General features: G+C 49.4%; 18 protein-coding genes and 4 pseudogenes. 16 read left to right on the top strand and 6 right to left on the bottom strand.

What is annotated here, in order from left to right; all coding sequences use genetic code 11:
* Positions 1-179: 179 nt before the first annotated feature.
* On the bottom strand, positions 180-593 hold the full coding sequence (locus K3T82_RS37000; protein WP_220198525.1) for a PPOX class F420-dependent oxidoreductase: 414 nt from the start codon (positions 591-593) through the stop codon (positions 180-182).
* A gap of 292 nt (positions 594-885) precedes the next feature.
* On the opposite strand from K3T82_RS37000, the gene K3T82_RS36995 reads away from it, so the two are divergent.
* From K3T82_RS36995 to K3T82_RS36970, 6 genes and pseudogenes are all read left to right on the top strand, one after another.
* Entirely contained in the window at positions 886-1,122 is a 237-nt protein-coding gene (locus K3T82_RS36995) for a hypothetical protein (protein ID WP_220198524.1), read from the top strand.
* Between the two features lie 87 nt (positions 1,123-1,209).
* Positions 1,210-1,407 (top strand): annotated as a pseudogene (locus K3T82_RS36990) (HAD-IA family hydrolase); the annotation flags it as partial.
* Between the two features lie 131 nt (positions 1,408-1,538).
* Positions 1,539-2,936, top strand: coding sequence for a hypothetical protein (locus K3T82_RS36985; RefSeq protein WP_220194907.1), 1,398 nt, complete (start codon positions 1,539-1,541; stop codon positions 2,934-2,936).
* A 130-nt stretch (positions 2,937-3,066) separates the two neighbouring features.
* Entirely contained in the window at positions 3,067-3,447 is a 381-nt protein-coding gene (locus tag K3T82_RS36980) for a PadR family transcriptional regulator (RefSeq protein ID WP_220198522.1), read from the top strand.
* On the top strand, positions 3,444-4,490 hold the full coding sequence (locus K3T82_RS36975; RefSeq protein ID WP_220198521.1) for a PP2C family protein-serine/threonine phosphatase: 1,047 nt from the start codon (positions 3,444-3,446) through the stop codon (positions 4,488-4,490). Before K3T82_RS36980 ends, K3T82_RS36975 begins: the two co-directional genes overlap by 4 nt.
* 251 nt (positions 4,491-4,741) lie before the next feature.
* Positions 4,742-5,161, top strand: a complete 420-nt coding sequence (locus K3T82_RS36970; RefSeq protein ID WP_220198520.1) for a cupin domain-containing protein — start codon at positions 4,742-4,744, stop codon at positions 5,159-5,161.
* Between the two features lie 195 nt (positions 5,162-5,356).
* Here K3T82_RS36970 and K3T82_RS36965 read toward each other — a convergent pair whose 3' ends face one another.
* On the bottom strand, positions 5,357-6,121 hold the full coding sequence (locus tag K3T82_RS36965; RefSeq protein ID WP_220198519.1) for a dienelactone hydrolase family protein: 765 nt from the start codon (positions 6,119-6,121) through the stop codon (positions 5,357-5,359).
* Positions 6,122-6,879: 758 nt separating this feature from the next.
* Here K3T82_RS36965 and K3T82_RS48435 point away from each other — a divergent pair.
* Together K3T82_RS48435 and K3T82_RS48430 are read left to right on the top strand one after the other, a co-directional pair.
* Positions 6,880-7,080 carry an MDR/zinc-dependent alcohol dehydrogenase-like family protein gene (locus tag K3T82_RS48435; RefSeq protein WP_236031803.1) on the top strand — a complete coding sequence of 67 codons (201 nt, stop codon included), beginning with the start codon at positions 6,880-6,882 and terminating at the stop codon, positions 7,078-7,080.
* 91 nt (positions 7,081-7,171) lie between these two features.
* Entirely contained in the window at positions 7,172-7,414 is a 243-nt protein-coding gene (locus tag K3T82_RS48430) for a hypothetical protein (protein WP_236031802.1), read from the top strand.
* Positions 7,415-7,531: 117 nt separating this feature from the next.
* Here K3T82_RS48430 and K3T82_RS36955 read toward each other — a convergent pair whose 3' ends face one another.
* On the bottom strand, positions 7,532-9,004 hold the full coding sequence (locus K3T82_RS36955) for a serine/threonine protein kinase (RefSeq protein WP_220198518.1): 1,473 nt from the start codon (positions 9,002-9,004) through the stop codon (positions 7,532-7,534).
* 259 nt (positions 9,005-9,263) lie between these two features.
* Here K3T82_RS36955 and K3T82_RS36950 point away from each other — a divergent pair, with 259 nt between their 5' ends.
* The 4 genes from K3T82_RS36950 to K3T82_RS36935 all read left to right on the top strand — a co-directional run bounded on the left by K3T82_RS36950 (position 9,264) and on the right by K3T82_RS36935 (position 10,591).
* A complete protein-coding gene (locus tag K3T82_RS36950) occupies positions 9,264-9,680 on the top strand; it encodes a cytochrome P450 (RefSeq protein ID WP_220198517.1) in 417 nt (138 codons plus the stop codon).
* A complete protein-coding gene (locus tag K3T82_RS50455; RefSeq protein ID WP_420799383.1) occupies positions 9,592-9,843 on the top strand; it encodes a cytochrome P450 in 252 nt (83 codons plus the stop codon). The genes K3T82_RS36950 and K3T82_RS50455 overlap by 89 nt, the downstream gene beginning before the upstream one ends.
* Positions 9,746-10,084, top strand: a complete 339-nt coding sequence (locus tag K3T82_RS36940) for a cytochrome P450 (protein ID WP_236031801.1) — start codon at positions 9,746-9,748, stop codon at positions 10,082-10,084. Before K3T82_RS50455 ends, K3T82_RS36940 begins: the two co-directional genes overlap by 98 nt.
* 132 nt (positions 10,085-10,216) lie before the next feature.
* Complete coding sequence (locus tag K3T82_RS36935) at positions 10,217-10,591, top strand: transposase (RefSeq protein ID WP_220198514.1); 375 nt, start codon at positions 10,217-10,219, stop codon at positions 10,589-10,591.
* A gap of 200 nt (positions 10,592-10,791) precedes the next feature.
* On the opposite strand, the gene K3T82_RS36930 is transcribed toward K3T82_RS36935, so the two are convergent.
* Positions 10,792-12,009, bottom strand: coding sequence for an IS110 family RNA-guided transposase (locus K3T82_RS36930; protein WP_220197662.1), 1,218 nt, complete (start codon positions 12,007-12,009; stop codon positions 10,792-10,794).
* A gap of 250 nt (positions 12,010-12,259) precedes the next feature.
* Here K3T82_RS36930 and K3T82_RS36925 point away from each other — a divergent pair.
* The 4 genes and pseudogenes from K3T82_RS36925 to K3T82_RS36905 form a co-directional block, all read left to right on the top strand.
* Positions 12,260-13,101: pseudogene (locus K3T82_RS36925) on the top strand (IS3 family transposase); the annotation flags it as partial.
* A 279-nt stretch (positions 13,102-13,380) separates the two neighbouring features.
* Positions 13,381-13,644: pseudogene (locus K3T82_RS36915) on the top strand (transposase); the annotation flags it as partial.
* 254 nt (positions 13,645-13,898) lie between these two features.
* Positions 13,899-15,132, top strand: a pseudogene (locus K3T82_RS36910) (IS110 family RNA-guided transposase).
* A gap of 50 nt (positions 15,133-15,182) precedes the next feature.
* The gene (locus tag K3T82_RS36905) at positions 15,183-16,100 is read left to right on the top strand and encodes an IS3 family transposase (protein WP_220198510.1); all 918 of its coding nucleotides are present in this window, start codon (positions 15,183-15,185) and stop codon (positions 16,098-16,100) included.
* 236 nt (positions 16,101-16,336) lie between these two features.
* Here the strand turns inward: K3T82_RS36905 and K3T82_RS36900 are convergent, their stop codons facing one another.
* Together K3T82_RS36900 and K3T82_RS36895 are read right to left on the bottom strand one after the other, a co-directional pair.
* Positions 16,337-17,398, bottom strand: coding sequence for a ParB/RepB/Spo0J family partition protein (locus K3T82_RS36900; RefSeq protein ID WP_220198509.1), 1,062 nt, complete (start codon positions 17,396-17,398; stop codon positions 16,337-16,339).
* Positions 17,399-17,479: 81 nt separating this feature from the next.
* Positions 17,480-18,403 (bottom strand): ParA family protein, encoded by a 924-nt coding sequence (locus K3T82_RS36895; RefSeq protein WP_220198508.1) that lies wholly within the window; start codon positions 18,401-18,403, stop codon positions 17,480-17,482.
* Positions 18,404-18,645: the final 242 nt, after the last annotated feature.

The raw sequence follows: 18,645 nt of genomic DNA, 5'->3' as shown, positions 1-18,645 counted from the left end.
ATTCTAGATCTCATTTACTATTCCCTGGTACAAGAGAAGAAGTGGAAGAAAGATCTCATTGGACAATGGAAGCGATATTGAAAGGAACGCGAAAAATACACAAGAAATGCTTATTGCTGGCTCAACCAGGGAGGAACACACAGACAGCGCCTCTCCCTGGCTTGCCTTAACAACCGGACTTATGCCTGATCATCCACCACATCGCGCTTGGAGCTTATAAGGGGTTCAGCCGCCGAATCCCAAAAGATGATGCGTTTGGGAGTGATGCGGATGATAGCGGGATCAAAGTTCTGTGTAAAAGCCGACCCACCTTCAGATAACGCCTCTGCCAGACCTCGTATCTCAAGACTTCGTGTCTTCCAGGGTGGCAAAACATCATCAATCACAATCGCTGCCATCCTATTACGAGCAATATTGCGAAATTTTTGCGATGTTGACATATTAAAGCCGCCAATGTCGATAGTGTCTAATTCAGAATTATAGCGGAAACCAACCGCCGCAACCTGTGGCTCTCCATGCTTATTCACGGTTGCCAGCCGCCCCAAACGTTGAGACTTTAAGTATGTCAATTCCGCTTCAGAGAATCTACTCAAATCAACACCTCTTTTATCAGGAACGTGGAACCTTTTTATGGTAGAGAAGCAATCTTCCCCGCCCGGTGAGCATAACACAATCCCGAATGAAGGAAACTGACCCTTTGGTCAGTACTTGAGGCGAAACCAATCAATCATCACCCATTGCAACATTTACCTCTAAACCTCCCAAAATAATTCTTTCTAGATCTATCTTCATACCGCCAAAGCGGAAGCATTATATAATAGCCGAGCAACAACAAGCCTGGAGAGGAAATAGAGTGAGAATCACGCCAAAGTTATACTCTTTGATGTGGGTGGAGTACTTGTCATTGGGGATCGTTGGGACAGGAACCTTCAACGAGATTATGACATTACAGAAGAGATGACAAAAGAGTTCTTCATCACCAAATTTAGTGCTTGTGTCATTGGCAAAGCAGACTTGAAAGAGGAAATCGCGCCATTTTTGCGCAAGTGGAACTGGTCTGGTTCGGTAGACGGCTTTTTGCACTACTGGTTCTGTGGATCACGTATCCTCAATGAACCCTAACTAGCATATGTCCAACAACTAAGAGACCAGGGGATGGCATGTTACATCGCAACAATGTAAGAACAATATCGTACGTCTTACCTTCTCGAAGAGATGGAATTAGCAAAGCGCTTTGATGGGATATTTTCATCCGCCTATGTAGGACATATCAAAAGCAAGCCAGAGTTCTACCACCATGTATTGGGCAAGCTAAAACCAGCACAAGCGAAAGAGATTATTTTCTGGGATGATACACCGCGTAACATAGAAGTAGCTAGAGATGTTGGAATACAAGCCGAGTTCTAAACAGGCTTCAAAAGCTTTCAAGCAAGCATGAACCCTATCTAACAACTTATCCAGCCTGACAACCACTCATAAATCCAGGGAGGGTGCTAGAATCAAGAGAGAAACCAAACCAGAGAGAAAGGATGAGACACATGGAATGGAGAAGCACCTGGACGGACCCATTCCAAGCGTATCTGAAGCCATTCGCAAGCTTGATAAGGGATCGCAGGACGTGGCGGGCATTGCTGGAAACGGTGAAGGGGATCATCGCGAGTGGAAGTGTGATCGGCACTCGTATCGCAGCGTCTTCTCAAGAACTGAGCCAGAGTAAGAATGGGGCGCAACGGGTGTTGCGGATGGCCAAAGGAGAGAGTACCAAGCGCTCAGAGCTAGACGCTGAGGAGCTGACAGCACGCTTGCGGCAAGTGGGAGTGGGGCAGTTGCGGGAAAGCAAAGCGGACGAGGTGTGGTTCATTGCTGATGGCTCCGAGCTCTGTAAACCGTATGCGCAAGAAATGCCATATCTGATGCAGGTCCGCGATCAGAACAAGAAACTGGTGCCGGGCTACCGTACGCTCACCGTACTGGCAGTCACCCCAAAGCAGCGGGGGATTCTCTATCAGAAAGTGTTCAGTAGCGAGGAACCCGGTTTCGTGAGCGAACCCGCCGAAGTCCAAACCATGCTCATGACGGTGCATGAGGCAATGAAAGATGGCCAGGTGCAGTCTCAGGTGACCTGGGTGCTCGATAGTGGCTTTGACGATGTCGCGGTCTGGCGCACGATGTGGGAGCAGCAGGAACACGTGGTCTGCCGAGTCTGCCAGCGGAAGCGATTGGTCCAATGGCAAACAGAGTCAAAGGCCTGGAGCAAGGGGCCGTTACAGGAGGCAAGCAAACGGCTGAAGATGCTGGCAATGGTACGCACCAACATGGAGGTGCCCCTGGGGAAGCAGGCTCATCCCAAGCGGCAAGAGGTGGATGTGGAAATTTCGGCCTGCTCAGTTGGGCTCACCTATCACAGCGAGGTTCGTCGTCTGAGCCAGGAGCCAGATCAGATCCTGCCCAAGGATCTCTGGTTGGTGCAGGTGCGCATCCTCAATTGCCCGTGGGAGCCGTGGTGGTTGATCACCGACTGGCCGGCGGAAACCGAAGCCGAGGCCATGCGCATCTTTTGTATGTATCGGCAAAGATGGGGAGTCGAGGAGAGCTTCAAGTTTACCAAGACGTGCTTCGCCTGGGATGAGGTGCAAGTCCTTGATTGGCAGGCCATCAAGACATTGGTCGCTCTGGCTTGGGTTGCAGCAGGCTTTTTGTATGAGATGGGGGTGACCTTCTCCTGGGAAGAGGTCCAATTGCTCGCCAAACTCGGCGGATTTGTTCCCCATCGTGGTCGCTTTCCTGGCAAGATCGTCTTGTTACGCGGTCTGGCACGTTTGCTGGAGATGCTGGCCACTCAGGCCATTCTCTCGCGCTACGCTTCTGAGCATGGGACTTTGCCTCCCAAGATTACCGCTTTCTTACACGCTCTTTCTCCTCCCAACGAGTTATGATGGGATGTCAGATCCAGCCCCTTGACAAATATTCATTGGGCATGGTATATAACAACTACGGATATATCTATTAAAGATGCATCGAATAAGGATATGTCCTGCTAGCACATTGAAAGTAGTGGATGGTTTCATGAAACACGCTCAACACGATCCAGAAGGAATGCTCCCGCTAACGCCTGCAGTATTTCACATACTGCTTGCCCTGGCGGATGGAGAACGGCATGGCTACGGCATCATGCAGGAAGTCGCAGCTCGCACTGATGGCAAGCTACGCATGGGGCCAGGTACGCTTTATGGCTCAATCAAACGGATGCTCGCCGATGGCTTGATTGCGGAATCTGGTGAGCGCCCCGATCCGGTGTTAGACGATGAGCGCCGCCGCTACTATCGTTTGACGGACCTGGGGCTTCGGGTCGCACAGGCTGAGGCGCGGCGTCTCGCGCAACTCGTTCGCGTGGCACAGATTAAGCAGCTATTACCCCAGCCCGGCATTGCGGGAGGAACCATATGAGTACATTGCCAGATCAGAGAGGCATGATACACGCCGAGAGATTGTATAGCCTGCTCCTCTACCTGTACCCACAGGGGTTCAGGCGCGCGTATGGTCACCAGATGCGGCAAATTTTCCGCGACTGCTACCGCGATGAACGAAGGCAGGGAAACTTGTCGCGCTTCTGGGCCTCCCTGTTCTATGATGTAGCCACCAGTGCCAGTTCCGAGCATATGCAATTACTGATAACGCGCATCAAGCGCTTGCTCGGCATGGAAAGGAAATCCTTGATGGCTACCACACAATTCCGCCTTCAGACTGCCTCTCTTACTGATATTGGCCTCAAACGGGCTGTGAATGAGGATAACATGCTCTCCGTTCTGCCAGATAATCCAAAACTGCTGGAGAGAAAGGGCGCGCTCTTCGTTGTGGCGGATGGAATGGGCGGACACAAATTTGGGGATATCGCCAGCGATATCGCCGTTCGAGGCATTCGTGAAGCTTATTACAAGGACCCAGGCGAGGATATTGAGGCATCGCTACGCCGGTCCGTACAAGCCGCTGATCAGGAGATATATAGGCGCAATCAAGAGAGTGGAACGCGGGAAGAGGGGAAATGGATGGCGACAACTTGTGTTGTTGCTGTACTTAAAGATGAAAGGCTCTATATCGCCAATATTGGTGATAGCCTTGCTTATGTCATTCGTGGCAACCAGATATTACAACTCGCGGAGAACCATTCCTGGGTTGAAGAGCAGGTACGCCTGGGGACAATGACACGAGAGGTAGCACAAGCCCAGGGAAAGAATAACGTTATTACTCGTTGCATGGGCCTCAATTCCGAAATTGAAGTCTTCACCACCTCCGAACCTATCCAGAATAGCGATATACTTGTACTCTGCACCGATGGTCTACATGGCAAGGTAGGGGAAGATGAGATACGAGACATCACACAACAATTTGGGCCAGAGGAAAGCACCAAACGCCTAATCGCACGTGCTAATGAGGAGGGCGGGCCTGACAACATCACCGCCGTTGTTGTACGCATCTCTCTCGCTGCATAAACCAATTAGCATTGATAATGCAGGCAAGTGCCCGTTCTCGTTTTGATTAAAACGAGAACGGGCACTTGCCTGCATTGAGAAATAAAGGACCTGATCACAGATTACCGCAGAACTTATTTTTTCATCAGCAATTATCTTGTACTACAATACTAGTATACCTGAAAAGTTGAATAAACACATCGTCCAATAGACCAGTGATATTTTGCGCCTGCACTGCTATACTCCCCCTAAGCAGCAATTAGGAGGGTTTAATGATCACAATCCGACGTTTCTCTCCCGATCTCAAGACGAAGGTCCCAAGGGGGCACCCCGGCGTATTCGCAGTCCCCATTCAATTTGACAAGGCATCCTTCGCGCATATGAGCACAGACCTGATAGCAGAGCGCTTCAATGGACAACCAATCATGATAGACAGTCCAACAAGCGTCGTTGCTATGTACATCGAACCACATGGCTCGATTGATGAACACCATAATTCTAATTTCACCCTGTTCATAGTTCTTAAAGGTGCTGGCTATGTACGTCTTGGAGGCCAAAAAGGAGAAGAACGTGCCATCTCTGCCGGTGACGCCGTGCTCTGGCCCTCTAATATCGACCATACAGTCTGGACTGAAGAGGAAGCGCTTGAGGCCATCGTCATCGAAGTTGACACTGGATCATCAAACACATAACCACTCTATATGAAATCTAAGCGCAGTGGGATTAGGGCAATAATAATGTGTAAAAGGCTTCTAAATGCTAAAGCCGCCAAGATGCAAGATAAAGACAGGTATATTCAAATGCATATTTAGGTGTTACACTTGAATATACCTGTCTTTATCAAACACAACTAGCCAATAATCCAACAGGTAGCAAATGAGCCGATATTAGCTATGGGTAGAAATGAAATCCTGGACCTGCTTCCAGGCATCTGACGACGCTTCCGCAAAATCGGTGGAGCGACGATCAAAGAAGCTGTGAGGAGCCCCTTGATACACTACAATTTTCTCGTCAATCCCCTTCAGCTTCAGCGCCTCTTCCAACTTTCGCACATCACTCACAGGAATGCCAGCATCCGCGCCACCAAAGAGTCCCAACAAAGGATAGGTAATATTCTTAGCCTGATCCAACACACTAGGACCATCACCAAACGAACGTGAGAGACCCGCATAAAAAGCGATGATACCTTTGAGACCAAGGTCAGGCTTTGTTCCCGATAAGAGTGAAAAGCTCCCTCCCAGGCAGAAGCCCACCGTAAAGATTGAGCCTTGCGCGCCCACATTCTGACGCAGGTAGCTCAAGGAGGCCTCCACATCCTGGAAGAACGTCTCTAGTTGAAGCTGCTGCACATGCGGCCTGAACTCAAACACAGACTCTTCACGTGATGTCAAACCTGCTGTACGACCAAAGTAGTCGATAGCCAAAGCCGCAATACCCAACTCCGCGAAACGTAATGCCAGGTCTTTGTAGAACTGGTGCAGGCCACGAATATCAGGATAAATCAAGACCTGCCTATCTGATGTCTGCTCAGGGCGAGCCAGGTACGCCATAAAGCGGTTTCCATCAGCAGAGGTTAGAACAAGGTCCTCACCATACGCATTGCCCAGTGAACCATCTGGTATAGGAGGGCGCGCATTATCATCGTAGCACATTTCGTAAGGTCCTCCATTTTGTTAAAAACAAGACTTTGAGGTGCTGGCCTTGTTCTGTGTATTGGCTAGCACCTCATTTCTTATTTTAGCACAAGGCATGGGACTTCGAGATAGTAACACGTCTTAGCAACAACTAGCACTACATATTCGTGGTAGATATGATCAAGCATGGCTAGAATTATTTCATCGGTGAGTCTTGGGAAAATTGTATCGATCTACCACACATTGTTGGCATACAAGTGGTTTAAGGAATAAAGAATAGATAATCGAGGTAATCCTAACAGAGGAAGGATATGCAGTTTCCATGATAGCGATCCAATTCGATCAATATGGAGAACCTGCACAGGTTCTGGTGCTTCGGAAAGTGCCTGAGCCAGTGCCAGACGATGAGGAGGTATGTGTTCGTATCCTAGCCAGCCCAATCACCCCATCTGACCTATTATTTGCAGGTAGATGTTCCGGGTCAGCACGCCCAGGGCTTCGTCCGTGGACAAAGAGTAATAGTGATTAATGTGAAAGGTGGGGATTGAGCGGAACAGGCAGTTGCACCTAAAAAACTTCTGGTTCCGGCGCCTGACGATATCGCAACTGAATAGGCAACTTCCTTCTTCATCAATCCAGCAACAGCCATTGTCATGATTTGCCACAGACTTACCATTCCCAGAGGTGAGTGACTACTACAGTCTGCCGCTGGATCGAAGATAGGACGCATAATTATCAAATTAGCCCAGCATTATGGAATTCGAACAATCAATGTAGTGCGCCGTCGAGCCTCAGTAGCAGAACTTGAGCAATTGGGAGCTGATGCAGTCATTGTCTCCACCGAGGGACTATTTGATGAGCAGGTGCGCAACATTGTTGGTGCGCAAGGTGTAAAGTATGCTATCGATCCGGTGACAGGTGAAACTGGAACGCAGATCTATCAATCCCTGAACAATGAAGGGCACATGCTCGTCTAGGCTCTCTGACAGGTGGACCAATCAGTGTAGAAGCAGATCCTCGTTTTATTCTCGCCGGGCATCGTATTCTAGAGGTCTTCTGGCTTGGAGAATGGGTAAAAAACAGAATGAAGTAGAACTCCGCCGCTTATTCGAAGAAATCATGACGTTCATTCGTAAAGGGGTCTTGGGAACCACAAAAGCATATACCTTCTCCCTCAATGAGATAGGGGCAGCCATCAAACAAGAAGAGACTCCAGGTCGCCATGGCAAAGTAGAAGAAGGTAAGAGGATATGTTATCAATCAAGTATCCTCTTCTTACGAACCATTATATCCAAAGAGGGAAACCAATAAGCGAGTTTCTGCACCTTACTCGAATATAGGAAATCCAGAGAGCTCATAAATATTGTCAGGTACCCTCAACTTTCAATTATAACAAGGCAAGGGGGTGCATTAATCCTTCCTTTACTACTAGGGGAGTTTGGGAAACCACGAACCCTCTGTCGGTGTAGGGGTGGGTGTGGATGTCTCTGTAGGTTTAGGCGTTGGCGAAGGAGTAGGTGTAGGTTTTGTATGCGTAGGTTTTGGACGAGGTTGTGTTGCCGTGGGAGGAACAGAAGTAGGCTGGGAAGTTGGATTTGAGCTTGGTGGCTCATTGGTGTTAGAAGTGCCAGAAGGAGTAGTAGGCGTTATCTTGGCGCCTTCTTGCCCAGTAGAGCGATTTGATCTTGATTGAGATGTAGGAGTTGTCCCAGGCTGTCCAGAGGTTGATCCATTTTCTGAATCAGCTGAACCACCATTAGAGGCGATGCCAGAGGAAGTAAGAGATGCACTAGTCACAAAAACACGAGGAAGGAAGGCAACTGACAACAAAATCACCAGGCAAGCTGCAATTACAGCGACCGCTGTAATGTGAATTGGTCGACGCTTGCGCATACTTAACGCAGTAGCTGGATGCAAATTGCTAATGTCTACATGCGTCGCGTCATTCGAGGTATCCAAGGGAGGGCCAGATTCTTCTTCCAGATTTGGCAATATATTATCCAAGAGTTCAGGGGACTCTTCAACATCCGCCACTATAGGAGGAACAGCTTTTACTGGTCCGGAGCTTGCAGAATCGATTACATTTTCTGGAGATGAATATTCCAGGGCCATTAAGAAATCAGAGATGGAAGCAAATCGTTGCTCAGGACGTTTAGCCATTGCTTGCAAAACAGCCTTATCAAGATGAGGAGGTAAATCTGAGCGCAGGGATATCAGAGTGGTAGGAACATCATGGATATGTCGCTGGCGCAAGGTCGAAAGAGAAGCAGCTATAAAAGGAAGTTGTCCAGTCAAAAGCTCATAGGCTAAACAACCTAAAGCATACTGGTCAGTCTCAGGACTAGTTATACCATCAAACTGTTCCGGTGCCATATAGCAAGCTGAGCGAGTATCAATGCGAGCGCCTGGAATATTGCTTTGGGTTACAGCCTGGAATATAGATGGAATCTTAAAGTCTGTCAGGAGAACATGATTATCAGCTTCCAGAAAGATATTCTCGGTTTTTAAGTTAGCATGAACAATATCCCAACCATGAGCATACATTAAAGATTGGCCAACCTGCTTTATGATTTGGATAATAGATTCAAGTGTAAGGGAACCGTTACGCAACAACTCTTTCAATGAGCCGCTTGGAATATAACGAGTCAAAATATAAGGGTGAATTCGTTCAATACCTGCATCAAGAATTGGAAGAATATGTGGAAAATTAAGTTGACTGAGAAGCGAGATTTCCTGAAGGAATTGCGCCTGCTCTTGTTCTTCGGTAAACTGGACTGAGGTAAAGACTTTTACTACAGCCTGCTTCTCAGGATCAGAGCTGTGCTCAGTAAGGTAAAGGCTACTTGATCTCTTCCTGGCAAGTTGCTCAACTAAATGATACTCACGAAATACCTGGCTCATAAAGAATAATCCATTCCATACTACCAATTAAATGGCAGCGACCAGCTTTTACACACACAAAAATATTGTCTATCTAGCACACCAATAGCTTCATACAAATGATCTGCATTAAACCTATAAGTAGGCATTATCGATAGTATAAATTTCTTAAATACCCTCTGTCAATGTGTTGACCTCAAGATCCTATTTATATTGAATACCAATCAAAGGCATTTCTAAGCATGGGCATCACTATGTATTGATAATAGCAAATGGTTTCGTGAAACCATTTGGTCAATATCATTCTTTGCGCGTATGCCCTTTCCGCCGCTTTCCTTTCCCACACCCTCCCATCGCCGCGATCAAGCAAATGGATGAGATCTCCTACGCCACCATGCGCGAACGTCGAGAGCAGCAGGAGGACCTGGGGAATCTGCTCTCCATGATGCTTGCCACCGTCGACGAAGAGACAGGGCAGGGACTCAGCGATCAGGAATTACGCGATGAGATTCAGACCATCTTTATCGCGGGTCATGAAACCAGCGCGAATGCACTCTCCTGGGTCTGGTATCTCCTCTCCCAGCATCCTGAGGTGGAAGCGAAGCTACATGAAGAGGTGGATTGTGTGCTGGGGGGTCGTGTGCCAACAATGGAGGATCTCTCTAAGCTGGTCTATACGCGGGATGATCATCGATAAGACCATGCGCCTCTACCCGACGGTATGGCAGTTAATGCGTCACACCATCCAAGATGACGTGATCAATGACTACCACATCCCAGCCGGGTACACCGTCTTCTGGAGCAATTACATGCTCCATCGCCATCCTGCCATCTGGGAGGATGGCGATGGAGCGCTTTGATCCTGAACGGTTTGCGCCAGAGCAGGTCGCGAGGCGGCCTCGGCACTATTTTCTGCCCTTTAGTGGAGGGCAACACATTTGTATTGGCAATAGCTTTGTGCTCATGGAGATGCAGGTGATGCCGGCACTGGTGACTCAACGGTACCGGCTGGTCTCGCTTTCAGATCAGCCGGTCGAGCCAAAGACCGCCTTAGCGCTGGTTCCCAGCACCAATCTTCCTATGAAGTTGGTGAAACGCTAAAATATATGGCACTAGAGAATTGTCAATGGAAGCTATTGAGAACGGTATACGAACAGTTCCAAGATGATGCTGCATATGATGGACCCATAGAACGGGACCAAAACAAGAGGCTGGGGAAGATACAATCAGAACATGAACACAAAAAGACAACATACCGCCAGCTTTAAAGCGCAAGTGGTCCAGGAGGTATTGAAAGAGGAGAAAACGATAGCCCAGATAGCCGCAGAATATGAGGTGCATCCGACGCAGCTGAGGCGATGGAAAGCGATCGTGGTGGAAGGAATGGCCAGCCTCTTTGAGGAAAAAGACGGGAAAGCAGCCATGCGGGCCGAATATGAAGAGCGCTTGAACGATCTGTATGGAGAAATTGGGAGGTTAACGACCCAACTCAACTGGTTGAAAAAAAATCTGGCATTGCACTTGAGCCGAGATGAGCGGTTACGCTTGATCGAACGAGAAAGATCGCCTATGTCAATAGGGGAAAGCCCATCAGGAGAAAGTGAGTGAAGGACCGAAAAGAGCAAGACGCTCCAATCAGGCGCAAACAAGCGTACCACACCGCTCACCGGTGTCAAGCCACTGCGTTTTCCTTGACACCGCTTCACTTGTGTGGTCTGAAGAAAGCACGCCAGATTGAAAGCGAAAAAACGAAGGGATTTTTCGCGCCTCAAATGAGTACGTCTGAACTGCTTAGAGCAATAAGAACTTCAGGCAGCTCGTCGAGCGTGTTCAAGGCGCGCACGTTCAAAGGTAGCTGCTTGATAACACTCCTGCTTGAGCCACATCGCATGGATCAGCCGGACCCAGACGTTGGAGAGGGCGCGTACCGCAACACTGTGACTTTTTCCCTCCTTGCGCTTGCGCTGATAATACTCCAGTGCCCAAGCCTCGGTTTGCGTGGTCTGCCAGGCAAATTGGTGCAGAGCATTGCGCAATGGCTTGATACAAGCGTGGCGTCGATGAATCCTGGTATACGTCCCACTCTGAAAAATCACCGGAGAGGTCCCGGCCAGTGCTTGCAGGCTCGTCGCATCAACGTAGCGTTTTCGATCATCCCCGACCTCTGCCAACAGACGAGGTGCAAGACGTTTGCCAGCACGAGGCAAGCTGCTAAAGATCTCGCTGTCGGCGTGACTCAAAAAAAGGTCTTCAATCACTTTCTCATACTCGGCGATCTGCTCCACCAGAGGCAGCAGTTGAGCGATCAACGCCAGAGCCAGACGCGATTTGGTGCGCGTGGTAATGACGCTCGCCACCAACTGGGGCTGATGCAGGCGCTCAACGATCTTTGGGGCCACTTTGGCTGCCGAGGTATGACCCGCTTGTTTGAGGACCATAGTGATCTGCTCTTCCGAGGCCGCCTGAGCTGCTTGCAGAGTGGGATACGTCTGCAAAAAGAGCAGCGTCGAACGTTGCTGAAGCTTGGCGAAGAGATCCAAAGCCACGGGGTAGTATGCCTTGAGACAGGCGGTGAGTTGGTTCACCAAGCGAGTTTGCATCTGGACCAATGCATCCTGATCACGGGTGAGCGCTTTGAGCTCAGCAATCTTCGCACTATCTGGAGTCAGACGGCGCAGTTCGGCAAAATCAGCTCGCCCTGTTTTGGCGAGCAAATAGGCATCAATCGCGTCGGTCTTGACTCCCGAAGCTGCTCGACGACGATCAACAGTGGTCGGATGAACTGGATACACCGACCACCCATGCTCCAGCAAAAAAGTGACCAGCAGACCAGAAGAGGTTTCGACAACGCAAGCCATGTTTTCCTTCCCTTCTGGGCCAGTGATAGTTTGCAGGAACAGGTGCAACTTTTGCAACCCATCGGGTGAATGGCTGACTCGAAGCGGGGCATTCACCTGGCAACCAGTCTCATCGATGACCAGAACGTCATGATGCGTATCGCTCCAGTCTATGCCTGCATAGAACATAGAAGGCTCCCTTCTCAAGACAAACGTTCCTGGGGGCAACGTGTACTTATCCTGTGGTGCTCAATCAAGGCACGATCTCCTAATAATCGGTTTACCCAGGAACACCGGAAGACGAAGCGAGGACTTTCTCAATAGGTCGAGCCTGATGTGAAGAGGATGCTTTCGTCTTCCCTGTTCGATAGATCACTGAGCAAGTTTACCGCTTGCTCCGACCCTTTGTCGAGAGGGTCTGTGAATATATTAATGGATAAGTGAAGAGCTTTCAGTGCGGGTGCAGGCGGACGTATTGAGCGTGAATCGGTCAACGATCTACTACCAACCGCAACCGCCTTCGCGAGAAGAAGTCCGATTGGAGCACCGCATTGATGAGATCTACACGCAATGCCCGTTCTATGGGTCACGCAAGATCACAGAGCAGTTACGACTGGATGGCTTGCTGGTCAATCGGAAAGCTGTTCAGCGTCATATGCGCGAGATGGGGATCGAAGGCATCAGTCCCGACCCAAATCTCTCAAAACGCACCCGAAAGGAGGGCATTTTTCCCTCCCTCTTGCGTCATACGACCAGTCAATACCCCAATCATGTGTGGAGGCTCGATATTACCTACATCCGCTTGAGAACGAGCTGGATGTATTTGGTGGCCATCATCGACTGGTACTCTCGCTACGTGGTGAGCTGGGAAATGGATCAGACATTGGAGTTACCTTTTGTCCTGATCGCGCTCGAACGGGCTTTGGCACAGGCGATTCCGACGATTTGCAATAGTGACCAGGGAGCCATTTTACCAGCCCACAGTACCAACAGGTGCTCTTGGCAGCAGGGGTGCAAATCAGCATGGATGGAAAAGGACGGGCATTGGATAATATTTTTACGGAGCGACTATGGAGAACGGTGAAATATGAAGAAGTGTACTTGCATGACTATGGCTCGCCAAAAGAGGCGAGACAGCAAATGCGCAACTACTTCCAGTTTTACAATCATCACCGCTTTCACCAAGCGCTTGATTACCGTCCACCCGCATCAGTCTATTTTGCCCTCAAAGCACAGGAGCAGGGTCGGCTTCGCACAGGATGTCAAGAGATGTGTCCGTAAAAACGCGATATGGCTCAGTATGATGGAAGGAAGAGCTCCTTTCGAGCAGGTCTCTCTTCCCTTTCCTAACACTCAGTTGGAAGGAGGTTGTGTATCTTTGCTGGCACACTTTTTTGGACTTGACAAGGGGATCCACTATAGCATGTCTTTCTTATTACCTTGTAAAAGGATTCACTATACCTAGCTGACGCTTGCATTATATCAAAAGCTGAGATTGGTGTTGTCCCGCTTGGAGAGAAGGTCTAAAGTAAAAGAAGAAGACCCTTCAAGGAGACAACAATGGCAGAGCATCAACCCACGTATACACGTGAATTTAAGCAGGAGGCTGTGCGACTGCTGCACGAAAGCGGCAAGAAACAGGCTCAAATTGCTCGCGAGTTAGGCATTTCGGAAAGCAGCCTCTGGCGATGGCGAACCCAAGACGAAGAGCATGGTGTCCAGGCGTTTCCAGGCAGTGGACACCAGCGTCCAGAAGAAGCGGAACTTCGCCACCTCAAGCACGAGTTAGAGGTCGTCCAACAGGAGCGTGATATTCTAAAAAGAGGCATGCTCCTTCGGAGCACCACCGCGGATGAACCAAGGTATACTTGGAAGGAAGGGTCCCAACGCGCAGGACGAAGTTCACGCTTGTTAAGCCTTGAGCTTGGCTAAAAAGATGTTCCTGGGTATCGAAATGCACCACCGCATGTCGCTCCTTGAGAGGAAGCACGAAGAGGAAAGTATCATCTGTGCAGATACCCCATTGGTGACCTTTCACCCACCAACGTCTCTCTGTTTCACCAAGGAGGGTGGTTGCCATGCATGTGCTTTACCAATGTTGTTGCGGTCTTGATGTTCACAAGCGCTTCGTGGTTGCGTGTCTGATCTGGTATACCGAGGATGGCAAGCAGCACAAAGAGCTTCAACGCTTCTCCACGCTCACCCCTGATCTCCTCCGCTTGGTTGATTGGCTCCAAGCTGCCCACTGCACGCATGTGGCCCTCGAGTCCACGGGGGTCTATTGGAAGCCAATTTTCAACCTGATGGAGGGGCTCTTCGAGATCGTGTTGGTCAATGCCCAGCACATGCGCGGCAGTCCCTGGTCGCAAAACCGACACCAAAGATGCCCAATGGATTGCTGATTTGTTGCAACATGGCCTCCTCAAAGCCTCCTTCATTCCACCTCAACCCCAGCGCGACTTGCGCGATCTGACCCGCTATCGCAGCAATCTCAAGCAAGAGCGAACGCGTCATGTGAACCGTATCCACAAATTGCTGGAGGAAACCAACATCAAGTTGAGTTCCATCTTCGCGGACATGTTGTGCAAAACAGGACGTGACATTCTGCATGCCCTGGCCGCCGGGGAGATCAGGCCGGAAGTGTTAGCAGATCTGGCGTTGCGACGAGCGCCCCACAAACGGGATGCCTTGGTTCCTGCCTTGCAAGGCTGCATGCGAGCCCATCACTGCTTCTTGTTGGGGGAACTCCTCATGATGGTCGAGCACCTTGAGCGCAGTATCGCACGGCTGGATCGGGAAATCGAAGAGCGCCTTGCCCCTCAGAAGGAGACGATGGAACGACTCGATGCGATCACTGGGGTCAGTCAACGCGTGTTGGAAACGCTCTTTGCCGAGATCGGATGGGACCTGGGGACCTTCCCAGATGCGGCTCATCTCGCCTCTTGGGTGGGCATCTGCCCTGGGCAGCATGAAAGTGGAGGCAAGCGGATGAGTGGACGGACGCGCAAAGGGAATCGACATGCCAAAACCATCCTGGTGCAAGCAGGTCACGCTGCCGGAAAGACCAAAACGTACCTGGGAGCTCAATTTCGGCGGATGAGCAAGGGACGAGGACGCAAACATGCGGCAGTGGCGGTGGGACACAGTATTCTGCTGATCTACTACCAGATGCTCACTACGGGGCAGCCCTATGAAGAGAAAGGGGAAGACTACTTTACCCAACGAGACCAACACGAGAAACAACGGCGATTGGTCAAGCAGCTAGAGCGGCTTGGGTACCACGTTGACCTGACACCGCAACACGTCGCCTAGCTTCTTCTCTCGCTCTCCTCGCACCTGATGCGGGCACAGGGGGACTTTTTTTGCCTTGGGCGCAGCTGGTTCAGAGGAAAAGCTATCGCCATCTTCTCGCGCCCGCGTCTGTAAGATTTCAGTTTATTGCGGAGCATGCCCAGGAGTATCCCATCCAACGCATGTGTCAGGTGCTGGAGGTCTCCATTAGCGGCTACTACGCCTGGCGCATTCGTCCATTGAGTCAGCATGCCCGAGAAGATGGCCATCTTTGCGAACTGATTACGCACATTTTCCAGACCCATCGTGGTCTCTATGGCAGCCCACGGGTGCATGCCGAATTACGGGATCTGGGCATTCACTGTGCGCGCAAACGGGTCGTGCGTCTGATGCAATCGCTGGGGCTTCACGTCAGTCATCGGCCTCATCACGTTCACACCACTCAGCGCCAATCTGGTGTGCGGATGGCCGAGAATGTGCTCAACCGTGATTTTGGTGCCAATGACCCCAATCGCAAGTGGGTTGTGGACATCACTGACATTTGGACAGTGGAAGGCTGGCTCTACCTGGCGGTGGTGCTCGATTTATGCTCACGTATGATCGTTGGCTGGTCAATGGCCACGACGCATGATGAAGCGTTGGTCGAAGCCGCCTTGCGCATGGCTCTGGCCCGCCGCGCTCCTCAGAAGCATCTGCTGCATCACTCGGATCAGGGATCGGAGTACACCAGCCAGGCCTACCTGGGGTTCTTAGAACAGTTGGGCATCCAGGTGAGCATGAGCCGAGTGGCTAATTGTTACGACAATGCTGCGATGGAAAGCTTTTTTGCCACGCTCAAAAAAGAGTGTGTGTATCGCATCCATTTGCAGAGCCGCCAGCAAGCTCGGCAGGTCATCTTTGAGTACATCGAGGGATATTACAACCGGGTACGACGGCACTCAACGCTTGGGTACCTGAGTCCATGGGAGTTTGAACATCGTCTGACCTAGTCTTTCTCTTTGGACTTTCTTCCAAAGCGGGATACGACCAAGATACCTGGAAGAAATAGAAAAACCTCCTGCAATCTCGTGAAAAGCAGCACACAACATCCCTTTCACAAACGCTTGGAGGTTTCGTTTGACAGCTCAATCTTCGTTGAACTCTTCTCTCAAATTAAGAGGTGTCACAGATTTTAGTTTTTTTCAGGTAGAGACATGACGTCTTCCGTCTATCTTCTCGTCATGGATCAATTCAGAGTATCTGCTAACTGCTGAACAGTATTGCGAACCTGAATTAACAGTTCCCGCTCATCTTCAAACACATCCTCTTCGACATTTGCATCATCAAGTAGGCGCTGATAATCTGCAAGATATCGCATTATTGTCTTCAGCTTCGTCTTGCGTAATCGAGCCTGAGACATTGATGAACCTTTAGAATAATCCTGTTGCTCTTCCTCAGAAGGTACACCAACTCTCCTCAAATTTGAAGGGCTCTTAGAAGAGAGATTTGTTTCATTTACCGAGACACTAGCAGTTTCGGCATAGGTTGTATTTGTGCTTTGAGTTATATCAGTATCCTGGTTGCTCTGCAAGCCTTCGCGTTTGCGACGCTTCAGCTCTTCTATATAGCCTGGTAAATCCTCAGTTGTAAGCTTTTTATTGAGTAGCTGATCAATAACCTGGGCTCGCTCTGATTGGTCCTCGATGTCCAGCAAGTAAATCACCGCACGCATGCTATCAGTCTTCATCTCAATAAACGCCTGGATATCCGAAGGCGCCTTTGCCAAGCGAAGGCGATTACGCACATATCCACGATCTTTTTTGATGGCAGCAGCAACCTCTAATTGAGTTAGATTCATTTGATCGATCATAATTTGGAAGAGTTTGCCTTCTTCCAATGGAGAAAGATCTTCGCGCTGAATATTTTCTGTGGCGGCCAATGTAGCCATATCCTGGTCAGTCCAATTATGGACAATCACAGGTAGAGTTTTTAGGCCAGCCCGCTTTGCAGCTTCGCGGCGGCGGTGGCCAGCTGTTAACTGATATGTTCCAGGGCGCTGAGGGTGAGCACGCGCCACCAAAACACCTTGAAATCCATGGCTAGCAATCGTATCGGAGAGCTGTTGTAAGCTCTCTTCCTCCATCGCAACACGCGGTTGAAATGGATTGTCGAACAGCAAATCTATATCAATTTGCTGGGGTTGTTTCTCATGGATCAGGCGTTGCTCTTCTTCATGTGCCTTTGAAGCAATTATACTCGAAGCGAGACCGGTCGTTGTTGCAGTCCTTAGATAGCCAACATCTAACATCGACTTTTTAGGTTTCCCTGGCACATCGTCCTCCTAACACTTAACAATGTATTTCTCAAAACAGGAATCAGCCTGCATCAACTATTGCGGGACATTCGCATCTGAATGGATGGCTTGTACCACTCGCTCAACAGGTTCAAGCGCTGGTCCACCAACAGATTGGAGCAGTTCTTCCAATAAGCGCCAGTAGTCTTTTGCATGCTCGCTATAAGGGTCACTAATCACAACTACAGATCTTCGGTTAGCTGCGTTAGTAAAAACAGCACTTTGTCGCAAAGCTGTATTGAAGCAAGTAATCCCTAATTCATGTGATAAATCACCGCGAAGAGTGGATATGATCTCCTGGTGCCCTTTGTATTTCTGGACTTTTGTAAATGCCACACCTGCAATTGTCAGTTGTGGGTTAAGTGAATCATCTTTAACCTGATGTACAACTTGGAGTAAGTCCCCTAGTCCTTGTACCGATAAGACCTCAGGAACAAGCGGAATAAAAATAGATTGAGAAGCACAAAGCGCATTGACTGTTAAAACCCCAAGTGAGGGGTTAGTATCAATCAGAATATAGTCGTACTCTTTCACAAGCGGCGCCAGGGATCGACGTAATAACACAGGCCAGGTAAGTTTCCCTCTCAACTCACCATCCGCAGCACTAGCACGCATATTAATTGGAACCAGGTCTGGACCCCTCACAAGCTCACCACGGGTTGTGTTGGAGCCTGGATCAAAAAAGGCCAGTGTTGTAGGATCAATAAAAGTAGGCAAGACAGTATCTCTTAACTCTACTTTTCCCAGTAAGACTTCATATAAAGTACGTTCTAACGTGTTACGTTCATATCCAAAGGTAAACGTTAAGTGCCCTTGTGGATCTCCATCTATTGCTAGTACACGAAACCCTAGACGAGATAGCATTACCGCGAGATTTGCAGTTGATGTCGTCTTGGTTACGCCACCCTTCTCGTTAACAGCCGATAAAACAATAGCTTCTGTTTGCTTCTGCTCACTCATACGCACATCCTTCCCACTGCGTAAGCCAATCTCAAAACAAAATGCCTTAACAACCTTTTTCTGTTTCCTCACCACCACCACCTCCAATTTTACTTGGGTTCATCATACCATTAGCCATTTCGACTTGCAATGCTTCCACTGTAGAATTTCAGCAGTTTATCTTCCCGCACAACCAAAATGGTTTCATGAAACCATTTTGGCAATAAGTCAGGCGATTTACCAAGCAACAGATATGTCGAAAC

The organism is Ktedonospora formicarum, from assembly GCF_016587355.1.
GTDB lineage: Bacteria > Chloroflexota > Ktedonobacteria > Ktedonobacterales > Ktedonobacteraceae > Ktedonobacter > Ktedonobacter formicarum.
This window is presented reverse-complemented; position numbering and strand designations above follow the sequence as displayed.